The organism is Thalassospira sp. CA1 (assembly GCF_059052855.1).
On the sequence record NZ_JBZCIA010000003.1, the window covers coordinates 154,733 to 171,203 of the forward strand.

The 16,471-nt window shown below is 54.5% G+C and carries 17 protein-coding genes; 10 read left to right on the top strand and 7 right to left on the bottom strand.

The window, feature by feature from the left end; all coding sequences use genetic code 11:
* The first annotated feature begins 3 nt into the window (after nt 1-3).
* Entirely contained in the window at nt 4-579 is a 576-nt protein-coding gene (locus tag AC5Q5A_RS07540) for a hypothetical protein (RefSeq protein ID WP_493894850.1), read from the top strand.
* Between the two features lie 93 nt (nt 580-672).
* Here AC5Q5A_RS07540 and AC5Q5A_RS07545 read toward each other — a convergent pair whose 3' ends face one another.
* On the bottom strand, nt 673-1,158 hold the full coding sequence (locus tag AC5Q5A_RS07545; RefSeq protein ID WP_008891585.1) for a hypothetical protein: 486 nt from the start codon (nt 1,156-1,158) through the stop codon (nt 673-675).
* Nucleotides 1,159-1,405: 247 nt separating this feature from the next.
* Nucleotides 1,406-2,791, bottom strand: a complete 1,386-nt coding sequence (locus AC5Q5A_RS07550) for a class II 3-deoxy-7-phosphoheptulonate synthase (protein WP_008891584.1) — start codon at nt 2,789-2,791, stop codon at nt 1,406-1,408.
* A gap of 382 nt (nt 2,792-3,173) precedes the next feature.
* Here AC5Q5A_RS07550 and AC5Q5A_RS07555 point away from each other — a divergent pair, with 382 nt between their 5' ends.
* Both AC5Q5A_RS07555 and AC5Q5A_RS07560 read left to right on the top strand, forming a co-directional pair.
* Nucleotides 3,174-3,917, top strand: coding sequence for a sulfite exporter TauE/SafE family protein (locus AC5Q5A_RS07555; protein ID WP_120225468.1), 744 nt, complete (start codon nt 3,174-3,176; stop codon nt 3,915-3,917).
* A gap of 68 nt (nt 3,918-3,985) precedes the next feature.
* On the top strand, nt 3,986-4,552 hold the full coding sequence (locus AC5Q5A_RS07560; RefSeq protein ID WP_493894851.1) for an IMPACT family protein: 567 nt from the start codon (nt 3,986-3,988) through the stop codon (nt 4,550-4,552).
* Nucleotides 4,553-4,562: 10 nt separating this feature from the next.
* On the opposite strand, the gene gntR is transcribed toward AC5Q5A_RS07560, so the two are convergent.
* Complete coding sequence (gntR, locus tag AC5Q5A_RS07565; protein WP_493894852.1) at nt 4,563-5,600, bottom strand: HTH-type transcriptional regulator GntR; 1,038 nt, start codon at nt 5,598-5,600, stop codon at nt 4,563-4,565.
* A 182-nt stretch (nt 5,601-5,782) separates the two neighbouring features.
* On the opposite strand from gntR, the gene AC5Q5A_RS07570 reads away from it, so the two are divergent.
* The 4 genes from AC5Q5A_RS07570 (at nt 5,783) to AC5Q5A_RS07585 (ending at nt 9,559) form a co-directional block, all read left to right on the top strand.
* Nucleotides 5,783-6,370, top strand: a complete 588-nt coding sequence (locus tag AC5Q5A_RS07570) for a gluconokinase (protein ID WP_493894853.1) — start codon at nt 5,783-5,785, stop codon at nt 6,368-6,370.
* A 21-nt stretch (nt 6,371-6,391) separates the two neighbouring features.
* The gene (locus AC5Q5A_RS07575; RefSeq protein WP_210518444.1) at nt 6,392-7,420 is read left to right on the top strand and encodes a TRAP transporter substrate-binding protein; all 1,029 of its coding nucleotides are present in this window, start codon (nt 6,392-6,394) and stop codon (nt 7,418-7,420) included.
* A gap of 155 nt (nt 7,421-7,575) precedes the next feature.
* Entirely contained in the window at nt 7,576-8,178 is a 603-nt protein-coding gene (locus AC5Q5A_RS07580) for a TRAP transporter small permease subunit (RefSeq protein ID WP_064788924.1), read from the top strand.
* A 73-nt stretch (nt 8,179-8,251) separates the two neighbouring features.
* A complete protein-coding gene (locus AC5Q5A_RS07585) occupies nt 8,252-9,559 on the top strand; it encodes a TRAP transporter large permease (RefSeq protein WP_008891577.1) in 1,308 nt (435 codons plus the stop codon).
* A 51-nt stretch (nt 9,560-9,610) separates the two neighbouring features.
* Here the strand turns inward: AC5Q5A_RS07585 and AC5Q5A_RS07590 are convergent, their stop codons facing one another.
* Complete coding sequence (locus tag AC5Q5A_RS07590; RefSeq protein WP_493894854.1) at nt 9,611-10,627, bottom strand: 1-aminocyclopropane-1-carboxylate deaminase; 1,017 nt, start codon at nt 10,625-10,627, stop codon at nt 9,611-9,613.
* 159 nt (nt 10,628-10,786) lie between these two features.
* Here AC5Q5A_RS07590 and AC5Q5A_RS07595 point away from each other — a divergent pair, with 159 nt between their 5' ends.
* On the top strand, nt 10,787-11,251 hold the full coding sequence (locus AC5Q5A_RS07595) for an Lrp/AsnC family transcriptional regulator (RefSeq protein WP_493894855.1): 465 nt from the start codon (nt 10,787-10,789) through the stop codon (nt 11,249-11,251).
* An 86-nt stretch (nt 11,252-11,337) separates the two neighbouring features.
* Here AC5Q5A_RS07595 and gor read toward each other — a convergent pair whose 3' ends face one another.
* Nucleotides 11,338-12,696 (bottom strand): glutathione-disulfide reductase, encoded by a 1,359-nt coding sequence (gor, locus tag AC5Q5A_RS07600; protein ID WP_493894856.1) that lies wholly within the window; start codon nt 12,694-12,696, stop codon nt 11,338-11,340.
* 227 nt (nt 12,697-12,923) lie between these two features.
* Between gor and AC5Q5A_RS07605 the strand changes: the two genes are divergently transcribed.
* Nucleotides 12,924-13,343 (top strand): DUF4870 family protein, encoded by a 420-nt coding sequence (locus AC5Q5A_RS07605; RefSeq protein WP_063087371.1) that lies wholly within the window; start codon nt 12,924-12,926, stop codon nt 13,341-13,343.
* Between the two features lie 112 nt (nt 13,344-13,455).
* Nucleotides 13,456-14,904 (top strand): deoxyguanosinetriphosphate triphosphohydrolase, encoded by a 1,449-nt coding sequence (locus AC5Q5A_RS07610; protein ID WP_490412642.1) that lies wholly within the window; start codon nt 13,456-13,458, stop codon nt 14,902-14,904.
* Between the two features lie 49 nt (nt 14,905-14,953).
* Here AC5Q5A_RS07610 and AC5Q5A_RS07615 read toward each other — a convergent pair whose 3' ends face one another.
* Both AC5Q5A_RS07615 and AC5Q5A_RS07620 read right to left on the bottom strand, forming a co-directional pair.
* A complete protein-coding gene (locus AC5Q5A_RS07615; protein WP_197146828.1) occupies nt 14,954-15,697 on the bottom strand; it encodes a phosphoadenylyl-sulfate reductase in 744 nt (247 codons plus the stop codon).
* On the bottom strand, nt 15,694-16,254 hold the full coding sequence (locus AC5Q5A_RS07620) for a precorrin-2 dehydrogenase/sirohydrochlorin ferrochelatase family protein (protein ID WP_493894857.1): 561 nt from the start codon (nt 16,252-16,254) through the stop codon (nt 15,694-15,696). The genes AC5Q5A_RS07615 and AC5Q5A_RS07620 overlap by 4 nt, the downstream gene beginning before the upstream one ends.
* Nucleotides 16,255-16,471 lie beyond the last annotated feature (217 nt).

A 16,471-nucleotide genomic window follows, 5' to 3' on the forward strand; every position in this document is an offset into this window, starting at 1 on the left:
CCCATGCGCGGACTTTTCGCCCCGTTTCGCTTTCTGAGCGTCAGTGGCCAGCCCAATACCGAGTTCTGGCTTACCCAGTGCATCATTCTGGCATCAACCGTTCTGGGTGTGTATCTGGCAAGCTTTGCCGGTTTTGAAATTGCTGTCGATTTCGACCGTTATCAAAGCACGTCTGATGTCTATAACCTCGAACGATCGCTTGAGGCGGAGTTTGTCGATAACATTGAAAAGGTCGAAACCTGGATTGCCGACTATCCGGAAGGCCCGATGACCTGGCATGCGGCAAACCTCGCCCCGCGCGAACGTCACAAGCTTGATGATATGGTTTGGGAAACCATGCGCTATTCCCAGCGCACCTTTGAAGTCGATCCGGCAATTATCACCGGTGTACGTCGATTTTATTCCGATATCGAAGCGCAGATGACGATCATGTTCATGCAGCAAAATGCCAACGGCATGGCCAAACATGCGCTTGAAAACATGCAGGAAATTGTCGCCACCGCCCGTGCCGATGTCTTGCCGCTGTTGCAGTCCGAAATTCAGCGTCTTGATGGTGAACTCGCCAAAATGACGGACTGATCGCGATTAACTTCTCGACCAGACAAAAACAAAACCGGGGCTGTTTGCAGTCCCGGTTTTTTGTGTCCGCATACATGAAAACGTCGCCAACAATCAAAGTGCGAGGGCTGCGTCGATCTCGTCCTGGCTCATGGTTTTGGCCGAACCATGGATAATGCCACTGGCGACATCCATGAATTTCTGAAGCGACGTCGTCACTGCACTGGCCGTCACGCGCAACAGGTCTTCATCACCCGTCTCGATGATGGTTTCAAGCTGCGAAACCGCATGTGCCACGATTGTATTGAGGTGCTCGATGGTTTCCTCAAACGGCCGACGGAACCTTGGCGGGACGTGTTCATAGGCCTCAATCGCCAGTTCCTTGTCGGAAAAGGCACTGTCGCGGAAATGCTCCTGATAGCTTTTCGGCGCCCATTCCTTGCAGTCCTCGATCATGTCAGGCATGTCGGGCACCATTTCGAGCAGCATGACGATCTCGTTGAAATGGTTCAGATAGTCGGTCGCCAAAAGCGTGGTCGAGGAAATGTTGGTTCCCTCCACCTTCTTTTGCCATGCGCTGAATTCAGCGTCGTCCATCATACCCGTTGCGACCCCTCGCCCTTAATCGTCTGTCAGGAACACCCTGCAATTACCCATACTTAAGAATATTTACTGGCCATTGGTAGATGTTTTTTATGAATTCATGCCGATTGCGCAACAAAATTTTCTGAAATCTAATTTAGGAAACGCATTCTGCGAACATTCCGGGCAAATAACCGGATAAATAAAAGGTGCCCGACAGATCGCCGGGCACCTTTGTCATCAAGATATATCGCGAAAGATCAAATCAAGCAGAAGCAGCCATCTGTTCTGCGCGCACGCTGTCGCGTTCTTTTTTGATCATTTCCGCCATCAGGAAGGCAAGCTCAAGGGCCTGTCCGCCATTAAGGCGCGGATCGCAATGGGTGTGGTAACGATCAGAAAGCGCATCTTCGGTCACTTCGCGTGCACCACCGATGCATTCGGTCACATCCGTACCGGTCATTTCGAAATGAACGCCACCGGCATGGGTGCCTTCGGCCTTGTGCACGTCAAAGAAGTTTTTGACTTCCGACAGGATCGCGTCAAACGGACGGGTTTTATATCCGCTTGATGCCTTGATCGTGTTGCCATGCATCGGATCGCAGGACCAGACGACCTTGCGGCCCTCGGCCTTAACACGTTTGACCAGGCGCGGCAGGTTATCAAACACATTGTCCGCCCCCATACGTGCGATCAGGGTCAGACGACCGGCTTCGTTTTGCGGGTTAAGGATATCGATCAGACGGATCAAGTCATCCTCATCCATGGTCGGTCCGCATTTCATGCCGATCGGGTTTTTCACCCCGCGCAGGAATTCGACATGGGCATGATCGGCCTGACGGGTACGGTCCCCGATCCACAGCATGTGGGCCGAACAATCATACCATTCACCGGTCAGACTGTCCTGACGGGTCAGCGCCTGCTCATACCCCAGCAGAAGTGCTTCGTGCGAGGTATAGAAATCGGTTTCACGCAGTTGCGGCGCGCTTTCAGCCGTGATGCCGCATGCTTCCATGAAGGCAACGGCTTCATCGATCTGGGTGGTCAGCTTGCTGTAACGCTCACCAGCCGGGCTGCCATCCACGAATGACAGGTTCCAGCGATGGATTTTGGTCAGATCGGCAAAACCGCCCTGCGCAAAGGCACGCAGCAGGTTCAGCGTCGCTGCCGACTGGTTATAGGCGCGGATCTGGCGCTGCGGGTCCGGAATACGGGCTTCTTCGGTGAACTCGATCCCGTTGACCACGTCACCGCGATAGCTTGGCAGTTCGACGCCATTGATGGTTTCGGTGTCTGATGAGCGCGGCTTGGCAAACTGGCCAGCCATACGGCCAACCTTGACCACCGGGCATGCCGCGCCATAGGTCAGAACCACCGCCATCTGCAGCATCACCTTAAAGGTGTCGCGAATGTTGTTCGGGTGAAATTCCTTAAAGCTTTCGGCACAGTCGCCGCCCTGCAGCAGGAAGGCGTTACCTTCTGCAACGTCACCAAGCTTTTCCTTAAGCGCGCGCGCCTCGCCAGCAAACACCAAAGGAGGATAGCTGCCGAGCTCTTGCTCTACGGCCTTTACGGCCTGTGCATCAGGATAAGTCGGCACCTGCTTGATCGGCAGGTTACGCCAGCTTTCAATGCTCCAGCTCTTGCTCATTTGCTTCCTCTCAATCCGGCATGTTCATCATCATGCCGCCATTATAACACAAATCCAGTTGTCCGGCGGTTTTCCGCCTTGGCATCCGGTCATGCAACCGGGCCAAACTTGATACGGGTTTTGCAAACGCATTTCCACCCCTTCTCGACGTTTGGACAATAAAATCCCGCAATTTTTTGCCAACCGACCCAAAAACCACGCAAAATTCCACTCATAACCGTGAATTCATGCAAGATGCACCGGTGAATGCCAATTCGTCATACTAAACAAGGTAGTGCGAATCCGGCACTGCGCAATCATCAGACCAATTGCACAGTTCATGATTTGCGGGCACACTGCGAGCGCCTACCACCACAAGCGCCACCGATCAGCCGGATCCCCAATGCCCCTTGAAACACTTGCGATAATTGCCTGTGCTTATTTCGTTGCCGCCTTCGTTAAAGGGGCAACCGGCCTTGGCTTCTCGACATCGGCCTTGCCTATCCTGGCGCTTGGGCTGGGGCTTAAGGCGGGCATGCCGCTGGTGATCATTCCATCGCTTGTCAGCAATTCCATCATCATGGCCCAGGCGGGTCACTTTCGCGAAACGATCAACCGGTTCTGGCCGATGTTTCTGGCGACCATTCCTGGCATTCTGATCGGGCTTGCCGTGCTTGAAATGGTCGACAGCATTCTGGCCGGTGCGGTTTTGGGGTTGGTGTTGATGAATTACGGGGCAATTACCCTGTTTCGTCATGGCAAGCCGCTATCTGACAAGCTTGCACGGCGACTGGCCCCAATATCTGGCTTTGCCACGGGTCTTATCAACGGCATCACCGGATCACAGGTCATGCCTGTGTTGCCCTTCCTGCTTTCCATGCGGCTTGAGCCGAAACGTTTCCTGACGGCCATCAATATCTCGTTCAGTCTTTCAAGCATCGTCATGGCACTTGGCCTTGCGCGATTGGGGCTGATGACGATTGAAACGCTGTGGATATCGCTGGCCGGGTTGGTGCCGGTTTATTTGGGCACCAAGCTGGGCACGCGGGTACGTGACCGGATGGATGCGGAAACCTTCCGCAAGGTTGTTTTGATCATGCTGATCATTTTTGGCGTCATTCTGGTCGGCAAACTGTTTGCGTCTTAACGGTCAAACGCCAGTACGGGCCGAGATGTCATCTGGCACAACCCGGCCATTTCTGATAGCACATCGCCATGAAAACCATCGCCCGCCCTGCCTTTGCCGAAACCGAAGAAAAGAAATCCCGTTTTTTGGCCGAACTCGTTTTTCACGATGATCTGGCCAAGCGGATTGATGAATTGCGCAGCCTTCATCCCAAGGCCAATCATCATGTGAACGCCTATCGCTATCTTAATGACGAAGGCCAGCTGATTGAACATGGCAAGGATGACGGGGAACCATCAGGTACATCGGGCATCCCGTGCCTTAAGGTCCTTCAGGGACGTGATCTGATCAATGTTGCGGTGATTGTGACGCGCTATTTCGGCGGCACCAAACTTGGAACCGGCGGGTTGGTGCGCGCCTATAGCGGGGCAGCCAATGCAGTTTGCGATGTTGCCGAAATCATCGAATACATCCCGCAGGGCGAGGCAGAACTGTTTGCCGGATTTTCCGATGCCGGAACGCTGGAACAGGCCTGCGCAGAGGACGGGATCACCATCCTTGATCGTCAGTTTGATACCGACGGAACGCGCATCAAAATCACCGGACCACGCGAACGCCTGGCAGAGCTTGGCGTTCAGTTTCCAATGCCTGAGTAAGTAAAAGGTGTTAGCGCGCTTTTGACTTCGGGCGCATGGTGCTTTCACGGCACTGAAGCTCGAAACCGAGATCGATGATTTTTTGTTCGGGGGTTTCGCCGTCCAGCACCGCTTTGATCATTTGCACAGCCCGTTTGCCGATCTGATAACGGTCGGTTCGGATGGACGTCAGTGACGGGTAGCTTGCCGCCATCATTTCAAGATCATTAAAACCGATGATCCCCATTTCGTCGGGGACCGAGATACCCGCCTTCTGACAGCCAAACAGCGCGCCAAGCGCCATGTCATCATTGTTGCAGAATACGGCATCAAGGTCCGGACGACGTTTGCGCAACTGTTCGATCAAATGCCCGCCAAGCGAAACACTTGAGGAATCGGTGGTTGTCATCATCAGGTCCGGGTCGTATCGCCCACCTGAACACAAGGCTTCCTTGAAGCCTTCCATACGGCGGTGCGAGCGCGGATCCATGCGTGCGCCAAGAAAACCGATGCGTTTGTAACCCTTTTGCACCAGATGCACACCGGCGGCCCGCCCGCCTTCGAAATGCGAAAACCCGACCATCATGTCGATCGGGTCATCACTGATATCCATGACCTGAACCACCGGACATTCGGCATTTTCAAGAAGTTCGCGGGTTGCATCGGTCTGATCAACCCCGGCGACAATCATGGCTGACGGCCCCTGGCCCAAGAAGGTGCGCACAAGGCGTTCCTCGTCCTTCGCAACATAGCGCGAGTTGCCAAGCTGCACCTGAAACGGCCCCTGATAGAGCTCGTCATAAATCGCACGCAGCGTATCGGCAAACACGTTGTTGGTCAGCGAGGGGACAATCACACCGATCACATTTGATCGGGTCGAGGCCAGCGCGCTGGCATGCGAATGGGGCACATAATTAAGCTTGCGCACCGCGTCGTTGATTTTTCGTCGCAGATGATCAGACACCTTTGACGGATCGCGCAACGCGCGTGAGACCGTAATGGTGCTGACGCCAGCCCGTTCGGCAACATCGGATATTGTTGGCCGTCCGGCCCCTTTGCGCTTCCTCATAACCTTACATTTATTACGTCTTTTCCAAACCGACAAGCACCTTGTGACGGTAAAGCAAACACCGGAAATTCGGCTGTTGACTCAATGTTAGCGCTAACATTATGTTAGCGCTAACATTATAACACAACAGGGCAGTCCAAGAGTAAAACCCGCCCTGAAAATCAGTGAGTGCATCGAATTCAATGAACCGGCAAACGCAGTATGTCGTTGTCATGGGTGTGAGCGGATCGGGCAAAACCGAGGTCGCGCGTCGTCTGGCAAGCATGACAGATACCCTGTATCTGGACGCCGACGATCACCATCCAAGCACGAATGTAGAACACATGCGCCGTGGTCTTCCGCTCAATGACGACATGCGTTGGCCGTGGCTTGATGCGGTTGCGGCAGCGGCCCGCACGCAGGCTGGTTCAGTTGCCAGTTCAGAGGGAAGCGCAAAGTCCGGTCAGGCCATTTTCATCGCCTGTTCTGCGCTTAAACGTCGCTATCGCGATGTGTTGCGCACGCACCTCGACCCGATCACCTTTGTTTTTCTGGATGGCACGCGCGAAGTGATCCAGTCCCGGCTTGAACGCCGCGTCGGTCATTTCATGCCATCCGCACTTTTAGACAGCCAGTTTACAGCTCTCGAGCCGCCGGGGCCGGACGAGAATTGCGTGACTGTCTTTATCGATGCCCCGCTTGAAACTGTTGTTGCCACGGTCCTTGACCGACTGGCGGAGCGTGAAGACGGCAGTTTTTCCTTTGTCATAGAGAATACTGCCGGAAAATAAGGCATTTTAGGGAGAAGACGAATGACCAAGACTCTTAAATCGCTTGCAGGTGCAGGCTTTATCGCAACCCTGATTGCAACGGCGCCGTTTGCCGCCAATGCACAGGAATTTACCCTCAAGATGCAGTCGAGCGATGCTGCTGGCGTGCCTAACTTTGAGCTGGAACAGGAATGGGCCGAACGTGTCGGCGTCATGACCGGTGGCCGCGTTTCCGTGGAAATGCTGCCGGTTAACTCGATTGTCGAACATGCCGAAACCCAGGACGCAATTGCCGCTGGCATTCTTGACGGTCACATCACCGATACCAGCTATTTCACCGGTAAAGATCCGGCATTCGGCCTGATCGCCAACCCGGTTGGCGCATGGTCGGCACCGTCCGAAATGCTGCGCTTTGTTGAATATGGCGGTGGCAAGGAATTGATGAACAGCCTTCTGAACCCGCGTGGTTTGCAGTTCATCGGTGCCGTTACCCCGGGTCTGGAAGCATTTGTTTCCTCTGTCCCGCTTGATGGCGTAGCCGATCTTAAAGGCCTGAAAATGCGTGCCCCGGAAGGCATGGTTCAGCAGGTCTTCGCAGCAGCCGGCGCATCGCCGGTGAACATCCCGCAGTCCGAAGTATTCACCTCGCTTGATAAAAAAGTGATCGATGCTGCGGATGCGACCGTGTTCTCGACCAACCAGGCCATGGGTCTGCACGATGTTGCAAAACATCCGGTCTATCCGGGCTTCCACTCCATGCCGATGCTTGAAGTATCGATCAACAAGACCAAGTGGGATTCGATGCCGGCTGATATCCAGGCGATCCTTGAAATGTCGGTCCGCGATCTGGCCCATGACATGGATGCACGTCTGGCGATGAAAGACATGGAAGCTGTTGCCAAGGCCCGTTCGGAAGGTGGCGTCACCATCCACAACTGGTCGGCTGAAGAGCGTGCTAAATTCCGTCAGATTGCCACCAGCCAGTGGGAAAAAGTCGCGGCACGTTCCGAAGATGCACAGCGTGTATACGACACCCTTGTAGACTACCTTAAGTCACAGGGTATGATCTAAGACAGAACAGCTTTTTCGCCGGCAGCAACGCACCGTGTTGCTGCCGGCAAACTGCTGGGATACAATCCGGCTGGTTCCGTGATCCGAGACGTATCGGGACTGAAGGCCTCCCTCCTTGCCGGATTGTATTTCCTGTTGATGCAAGGAACGCAGAAATGTCTGACACCCCGCAACACTCACCGTTGCCCGAACTTCCCGAACTTGAAGAAAGCACCGATCAGGCAACTGAGGTGTCCGGTCTTCTGGGCCAGATGATCACGAAGGTTTCCAGCGTGTTCGCCATTGGATTTCTGCTTTCCATGGCGACGTTGATTTATGAGATCGTGGCACGTCACGTTTTTGGCAGCCCGACCTTGTGGGCGCATGAAACCACGACCTTTATCTGTGCTGTCGGCTTTGTGTTTGGCGGCCTTTATTGTGCCGCGCGCGACAAGCATATTCGCGTTGTCCTGCTCTATGACATTGCCGGACCGAAAATGCGCAAGACGCTTGATATCTGTATTTCGCTGGTCTGCATGATCGCATCGGGTTTCTTTGCCTGGGCCGCCTGGCTGATGGTCGAACGCGCCGTCTTTACGCCCACCGGTGACATCCACCTTGAAACGACCGGCAGTGCGTTCAATGCGCCTTATCCGGGCGTGCTTAAGGTATTTTTGTTGGTGGTCCTGATTGTATTGATGGTTCAGTTCCTGGTTCAGGCCTTCAACTATGCCCGCAAGGCACCGATCATGCCTGCATCCCACACTTCGACCGAATAATCAGCGCCTCGTGCCCAATCAATTGATGCGTCTCCGCACGGCCATGCCAAGCAGCGCAACAGGATACATTTAAATGTTTGATTTACAGTCCCTTGGCATCGAATTCGGCACACTTGCCATGTTTGTCATGTTGCTTGGTTTCCTTGTGACCGGCATGCCTTTGGCATTTGTCACGCTGTTGATTGCCTTGATCTTTACCCTTGGCTGGTTTGGCCCGATGGCGGTGCCGCTGATCACAAGCCGGGTCTATTCATTCGTTTCATCCTTTGTTTTCGTCTCGGTGCCGATGTTCGTCCTGATGGCGGCGATCCTTGACCGATCCGGTATTGCGCGCGACCTGTTTGATGCCATGCGCCTGTTTGGCGGACGCCTTAAAGGTGGTGTTGCGGTTCAGACGATCTTTGTTGCGGTGATCCTGGCTGCCATGAGCGGCATCATCGGCGGCGAAATTGTTCTGCTCGGCCTGATCGCCCTGCCCCAGATGCTGCGTCAGGGCTATGACAAGAACCTCGCCATCGGCGTTGTCTGTGCTGGCGGCTCACTGGGCACCATGGTGCCACCATCCATTGTTTTGATCATTTATGGCCTGACGGCGAACGTATCGATCGGCGATCTGTTCACCTCGGCCTTTTTGCCCGGCTTCATGCTGGCGGGCTTCTATGTCGCCTATGTGCTGTTTCGCTCTTACACCGGCAACAACATCGCCCCGCCGCCGCAGACCGAAAAAATCCCGCGCGAAGAAAAGATCCGCCTGCTCAAGGGCCTTTTCCTGCCCATTCTGGTCGTGTTCTGCGTTCTGGGGTCGATCTATGGTGGCATCGCATCCGTGACCGAGGCCTCGGCCGTCGGTGTGGCAGGTGTGATTGCCTCGACTGTTCTGCGGCGTGAATTTTCGCTTCCGATGCTTAAGGCGGCAGCACTTCAAACGCTTTCGACCTGCGGCATGATTGTCTGGATCGGCATCGGTGCATCGGCCCTTGTCGGCGTATTCAACCTGATGGGCGGGATCAAGTTTGTCTCAACCCTGATCACCGGCATTTCCGATGATCCGACCATCATCATCCTGTTCATGATGCTGATCCTGTTTGTGCTGGGCATGTTCCTTGACTGGGTCGGTATTGCGCTTCTGACCATGCCGATCTTCGTGCCGATCGTAAAAGAGCTCGGCTACGACCCGGTCTGGTTTGGCGTGCTGTTTGCGATGAACATGCAGGTAAGCTTCCTGTCGCCGCCATTCGGGCCTGCGGCCTTTTACCTGAAATCGGTCGCGCCACCCGACATATCGCTAGGCGACATCTTCAAGTCGCTTCTGCCGTTTATCTGCCTGCAGATTTTGGCCGTCGCACTTCTGATCATCTTCCCGGGCCTTGCCGGGGGCTAAAAAACGAAGGGCGGAGCCAGTTGGCTCCGACCTTTGCATTTCCCGCGCCGGTTAACCGTTGCGATAGATATAGCTGTATGCATTGATCGCAGGCACGCCACCAAGATGGGCATAAAGGACTTTCGATCCCTTGGGGAAGTATCCCTTGCGCACCAGATCAATCATGCCCTGCATCGATTTCCCCTCATAAACCGGATCAGTCATCATGCCTTCGAGGCGTCCACAAAGACGGATAGCTTCGTTGGTTTCCTCAGACGGCACACCATAGAGTGGATAGGCGTAATCTTCGATCAGGGTGATATCCCGGTCCGAAATGCCGCCTTCCAGCTCCACCAGATCGGCGGTTTTCTGTGCAATCGCAAGCACCTGTGCACGGGTCTGATCCGGTGTTGCCGACGCATCAATACCGACCACCTTTTCCGCCCGACCATCTGCGGCAAAGCCGACTGCCATCCCGGCATGGGTTGAGCCGGTCACGGTACAGACGACGACATAATCAAACTTGAAGCCAAGTTCGGCTTCCTGCGCACGAACTTCCTCGGCAAAGCCAACGAAACCAAGACCGCCATATTTATGAACCGATGCACCGGCAGGAATGGCATAGGGCACACCACCCTTGGCCTTTACGTCCTCAAGGGCTGCTTCCCAGCTTTCGCGAATACCGATGTCAAATCCTTCATCGACCAGTTCGATCTGCGCACCCATCACCCGGCTCATCAGGATGTTGCCCACACGGTCATAGACCGCATCGTTGAATGGCACCCAGCTTTCCTGCACCAACCGGCATTTCATCCCGATCTTGGCGGCAATCGCTGCGACCTGCCGGGTATGGTTGGATTGCACGCCACCGATGGTCACCAGCGTATCGGCCCCGGATTTGATCGCATCGGGAATGATATATTCCATCTTGCGGACCTTGTTCCCGCCGAAGGCCAAACCGGAATTGCAGTCTTCGCGCTTGGCGTAAAGTTCAACATCACCACCAAGATGGGCGGACAGGCGCGGCAAAGACTCAATCGGGGTTGGGCCAAAGGTCAGCGGATATTTTTCGAACTTGTGCAAATTCATCGGACACTCCTGAAAACTGATTGAAACCGTCTTCAGGCTAGCGCGACACGTTTGGAAGGTGCTCTCATAGTTCGGATTGATTTTCCCGGCTCAGACCATCACACTTTGATCAAATCACCATTTGTTCCATTAATTGGTAAATTCACGGAAGGTTCTTTCATGCATTTTGAGCCTGACAAGATCGACTTCAAGATTTTGCGCCTGTTGCAGCAAGATGGCCGCATGGGCAACGCCGAAATTGCCAAACAGGTCAATGTAAGTGCTGCCACCTGCCACCGTCGGACACAAAAGCTGTTTGAGGAAGGCTATGTCAAAAGCATCCGTGCCCAGATCGCGCCGGAAAAAGTCGACCGCAGTGCCCTGGTGATTGTCGGCGTGGTGCTTGATCGCTCAACACCCGAAAGCTTCGCCGAGTTCGAGGCAAACTGTCGCACCATGCCCTTCATTCTCGATTGCCACCTAGTGGCGGGTGATTTCGACTATTTCCTGAAAATCCGGGTGCGCGATATGGCCGACTTCAACCGTCTGCACGGTGATCAACTGATCGCCCTGCCCGGTGTGCGCCAAACCCGCACTTTCTTTGTCATGAAGGAAGTGGTCGATAACGCGCCACTGCCTTTTTGACGGCATTTGCCAAAACATATGACAAAGGCGATATCCAACAGATATCGCCTTTGTTTTAGGGTCTTTTTTCGCACGCAGCGCAGTAGTTAACTTACCGGCGAACGCATGGTGACGAATTCTTCCGCCGCAGAAGGGTGAACAGCAACAGTCTGATCGAACTGGGCCTTGGTTGCGCCCATGCGAACCGCAATGCCGATGCCCTGAATGATTTCAGCCGCATCCGGGCCGACCATATGAGCCCCAAGCACCACATCGGTGGTTTTGTCGACGACCAGCTTCATCAACGTTTTTTCATCACGTCCCGAAAGGGTGTGGCGCATCGGCTTGAAGGTCGATTTGTAAATTTCGATGTCTTTGCCCTTATCGCGCGCTTCTTCTTCGGAAAGGCCGACAGTGCCAACCGGTGGCTGGCTGAAAACAGCGGTCGGGATGGCCTGATAGGACATTGACCAAGGCTTGCCGCCATAGACTGTGTCGGCAAAGGACATGCCTTCCTTGATTGCGACCGGGGTCAGTTGCACGTGATCGCGGACATCGCCAACGGCATAGATGTTTGGAACGCTGGTCTGCAAACCGGCATTGGTTTTGATTGCCCCGCGGTCGTTCAGTTCCACCCCGGCCTGCTCAAGACCCAAACCGTGGGTTTTGGGTTCGCGCCCTGTGGCAAACATGATGGCATCGACTTCCTGATGCCCACCGCCGGTCAGCGTCAGGCTGAGCGAACCGTCATCATTCTTTTCAATCGCCGTGACATTGGTGTCCAGACGCAGATCGATGCCCTTTTTGACGATTTCGGCGGCCAGATGGTTGCGGATATCGTTATCAAAGCCGCGCAGGATCTGATCGCCGCGATAGAACTGGGTCACATTTGCGCCAAGACCAGCAAAGATACCGGCAAATTCAACGGCGATGTAACCGCCGCCAACAACCGCGATGCGTTCGGGAAGGTCTTCAAGATGGAAGGCCTGATTGGATGAAATGGCATGTTCGATGCCCGGAATGTCAGGCATCACCGGCGTGCCGCCCACCGCAATCAGAATGCGTTCGGCAGTCACCGTCTTGTCGCCGACCTCAAGGGTATGGGCATCTTTCAGGACCGCGCGGCTTTCAAACAGCTCGACATTCGATCCCTTCAGAAGGCTTTTATAGATGCCATTGAGACGATTGATCTCGGTATCCTTGTTTTCGATCAGGGTCTTCCAGCTAAAGCTTGGTTCGCCCGTAAGGGTCCAGCCATAGGCGGAGGCATCTTCGAAATCCTCGGCAAAGTGCGCGCCGTAGACCAGCAGTTTTTTCGGCACACAGCCACGGATCACGCAGGTACCGCCGACCTGGCTTTCCTCGGCGATGGCAACCTTGGCACCATATCCCGATGCCACGCGGGCAGCACGCACACCACCCGAACCGGCACCAACAACAAACAAATCAAAATCATAGTCCGACATGCGGAAATTCCTGTTTTTGGTCAATTGACAACATGGCGCCAAATGTAGGGCGAATTTGCCAAGAGTCGAGGCAAAACACGGTAAACCGGGCGTAAAATCCGCGTGAAAGGGCCCCAATGTGCCCGCAAAGGCGCAAGATGCCGCTATGGGATAGCATTTTTAAACTTTTGGGTTATATGATCTGGCAGACGCGATGGGGATTGCGACAACTTGATAGGATTTTATCCATGAACGACCATATCCACGGTCAGGATGCGTCTTTTGACAATGCACCGCGCTATACTGACGAGCGCGGCGGGAATACGGCCGCTGTCTGTTACGGGCTGATGATCGCAACCCTGTTTACGGCCTTTGCCACCGGTTTGATTGCGCTGATTGTGTCCTACGTCGCGCGCGAAGACGACAATCACTGGACCAACAGCCACTACACGTTTGTCATCCGGACATTCTGGATCAGCATCCTTTATGCCATCATTCTTGGCTTCTTCACCTTCGTGATTGGCTGGATCCCGCTTCTGGGTTGGGCTGTCGTCGGGTTGATGGCGCTTTACACCACCGCCTGGTTTATCGGGCGTAATGTGATCGGCCTTCTGCGCGCCTTGAATGGCCGCCCGATTGATAACCCGCAAAGCTGGTTCTTTGGCTGATCGCCCATAAACGCGGTGCAATCGGGTCAAAGACTGTTTGTCCGATTGCACCGGACTCCCCGGCCCGTTAAAGTTGCCCGATAATAACATTTGATTTGGACAGGGGTAAAAAGTGGCGTCGTCTGTACAGGGTTCCGGCGATAAAATGCGCTGGGAAGATCTTCTTTCTTCTCATCGGCTTGAATTCAAGGATGGCAAAATTCGCCTGCCCGAAGGTGCCCCCTATCCGACACCCGATGGCCGAAGCCCGTTTCAGATTGATGTCGACCGGGTAATCTTCTCATCCTCGTTCCGGCGTCTGCAAAACAAGACGCAGGTTCATCCCCTTTCCGAAAACGATCATGTCCATACCCGCCTGACCCACACGATAGAGGTCGGCTCGGTCGGGCAATCATTGGGACTGATGGCGGGCGCGCATATCGTTAAAAACCTGCCCAAGGGATCGGAAACCACCGTGGCCGATATCGGCTACATGGTGCAGGCCGCGTGCCTGGCCCACGATATCGGTAACCCGCCATTCGGGCATTCTGGCGAGGACGCCATCAATGAATGGTTCACCACATCGCGCCTTGCCAAGGACGAGCTGACATCGCGCCTTTCGGGGCCGGAGCTTGAAGATCTGCGCCATTTCGAAGGCAACGCCCAAGGGTTGCGCATCATCAGCCAGCTTGAAATGAAGCGCTTTGACGGTGGGCTTAACCTGACTTACGGCACGCTGGGCAGTTTCATCAAATATCCGCGCAGCACATCGGTTCCTGACGCCCGCCGCAAGGAATATACCGGCCTTAAAAAGCCCGGATATTATCAGGCAGAACGCGACATTGCGCAGGCGATTGCCAGGGTTTGCGGCCTGTCCCCGCTGGAAGGATTTGACGGTGCATGGCGGCGTCATCCGCTGGTCTATCTGGTCGAGGCGGCCGATGACATTTGTTATTCCGTGGTCGATCTTGAAGATGGCTGGGAACTGGGCTGTGTCAGTTTCGAGGAAGTCGAACGTGCGCTGGCCCCGATTGCCCGCCATCCGGAAAAATATGACGGCGATGCCGAACAACGCTGGAAAGACCTGCGTTCGGAAGGCTGGTATGCCGAGAAATCCGAAGATGACCGGATTGGTTTCCTGCGCGGCAAGGCGATTGGCAATCTGGTCAAGGCCGCGGTTGATGCCTTCATCGAACATGAAGACGCATTGCTTGCCGGCACCATCGAAGGTGATCTTTTGGCCAACACCCCGCTTGGCCCCTATGCCAAGGCGTGCAAGAAGCTGGCCGTGCAAAAGATCTATAACGCGCCACATGTCCTGCCGATTGAAATGGCCGGGTTCGAGGTCATCAATGGCCTGCTGGACAGTTTTGTCCGGGCCGCCATCGACATTGACGAGCATAAAAACCATGGCAAACGACTGCCACCGCAGGCGGATCGCATCGACAAGCTTCTGTCGGGCAAGCTGATGGCAGCCCCCGACCTCTATAGTCGCCTGATGCGGGTGATGGATTACATTTCCGGCATGACGGATCGTTATGCGGTAACCCTGTTCCGAAAGCTTCAGGGCATAACCATCTAACAAAAAACCCGGCCATCTGGCCGGGTTTTTCATGGAAGCCTGATCAGGCTTAGATGATGTAGTGAATGCCGCACTCGGTCTTGTCCTGCCCGGCCCAGCGTCCGGCGCGGACATCGGTCGTGTTGGGGTCAACACGTTCGGTGCAGGGCATGCAGCCGATTGACAGGAAGCCTTCGGCCTCAAGCGGATGACGCGGCAACGCGCGATGTTCAAAGATGTCTTCTATATCTTCGCGCTTATACCCCGCCAGCGGATTGATCTTGATCCGCGACCCCGCCGGTTCAATCACCGGAAGCGCATCACGTTCACCACCGTGGAAGCGTTTGCGCCCGGTCAACCAGGCGTCATAGCCTTCCAGCGCACGCTGAAGCGGCTCCACCTTGCGCAGGTAGCAGCATTTCGCCACGTCCGAGGCGAACAGCATGCCGTTCGGGTCCTCGGCCTTAAGCTTTTCCTCATCCGGGCGCATGATCTTGATATTGGTCAGGCCCAAATGATCGACCAGCTTTTCGCGATAGGTATGCGTTTCGCCAAACAGCTTGCGGGTATCAAGGAAGATCACCGGCAAATCACGGTCGACCTCGGCCACCAGCGCCAAAAGGGCAGCGGCCTCTGTCCCGAAGGATGAGGTCATGGTGATGCGGCCGTTGAATTCTTCATGCACCATCGGTTCAATTAGAGCGACACCTTGCAGATCTCCATAACGGCTTAGCAAAGCAGCAGCACGGTCTGTTGCCTCTTCGGTAGACATCGAACCACCGGTCACAATATCTTCTTCGCGCAATACATTCATGGCAACCATCCACGACGATCAATGAAATCGTCGGTTTTATCAAGTAACTGCTTCATATCAGCGCCGTCAGCCTTCCACTTCTCTCGCTCGGCGGCGAGAATGGACAGACGTTCGGACCATCTCGGATCAAACCATTGTTCTATAGCACGACGAATGCGTCCTGCAAGTCTTGGACTCTTCCCATTGGTCGAAACCGTGATCATCAGGTCACCGCGCTGAATGCGCGCGGGCGACGAAAAATCGCAATATTGTTTGACGTCCTCGACATTGGCAATCGTACCAACTGCCTTGGCAATGGAGGCCAGCTCGGCTGCTTTTTTAAGATCAAGGTCGATGATAAACATGATGGAGGCCGCGTTGACATCCGCCGAATTTGGCAAATAGCGCTGCAACCGGTCACCGGCCTGTTCGGCCAGTTCGGGTATCGGGTCTTCAGAATAGACGGTAACGTATTTTGCCCCATCACCGTCAAACTGGCGCAAACGGTTCAGGGTGGCCTGACCGTTGCCGACCAATGCGACCGAAAGTCGCGTCAGGTCCAGATTGATGGGAAACATCGTCGATCCTCTAATGCGGGTTTCTCTCTATTACCCATGACTATGAGTGTGGATAGCAAATTATTCAATACATTTTTTATGTGTTTTATATACAATTAACACAAAAAAATAGTATTTAATAGTTGCGACCTGACTGAACCACCGGCCCCGATTTTTCCGTAAAGCTTTTCCTGCAATTCTTGCAAAATCGCCCTATATTGGGCCAAATTTCAAAACC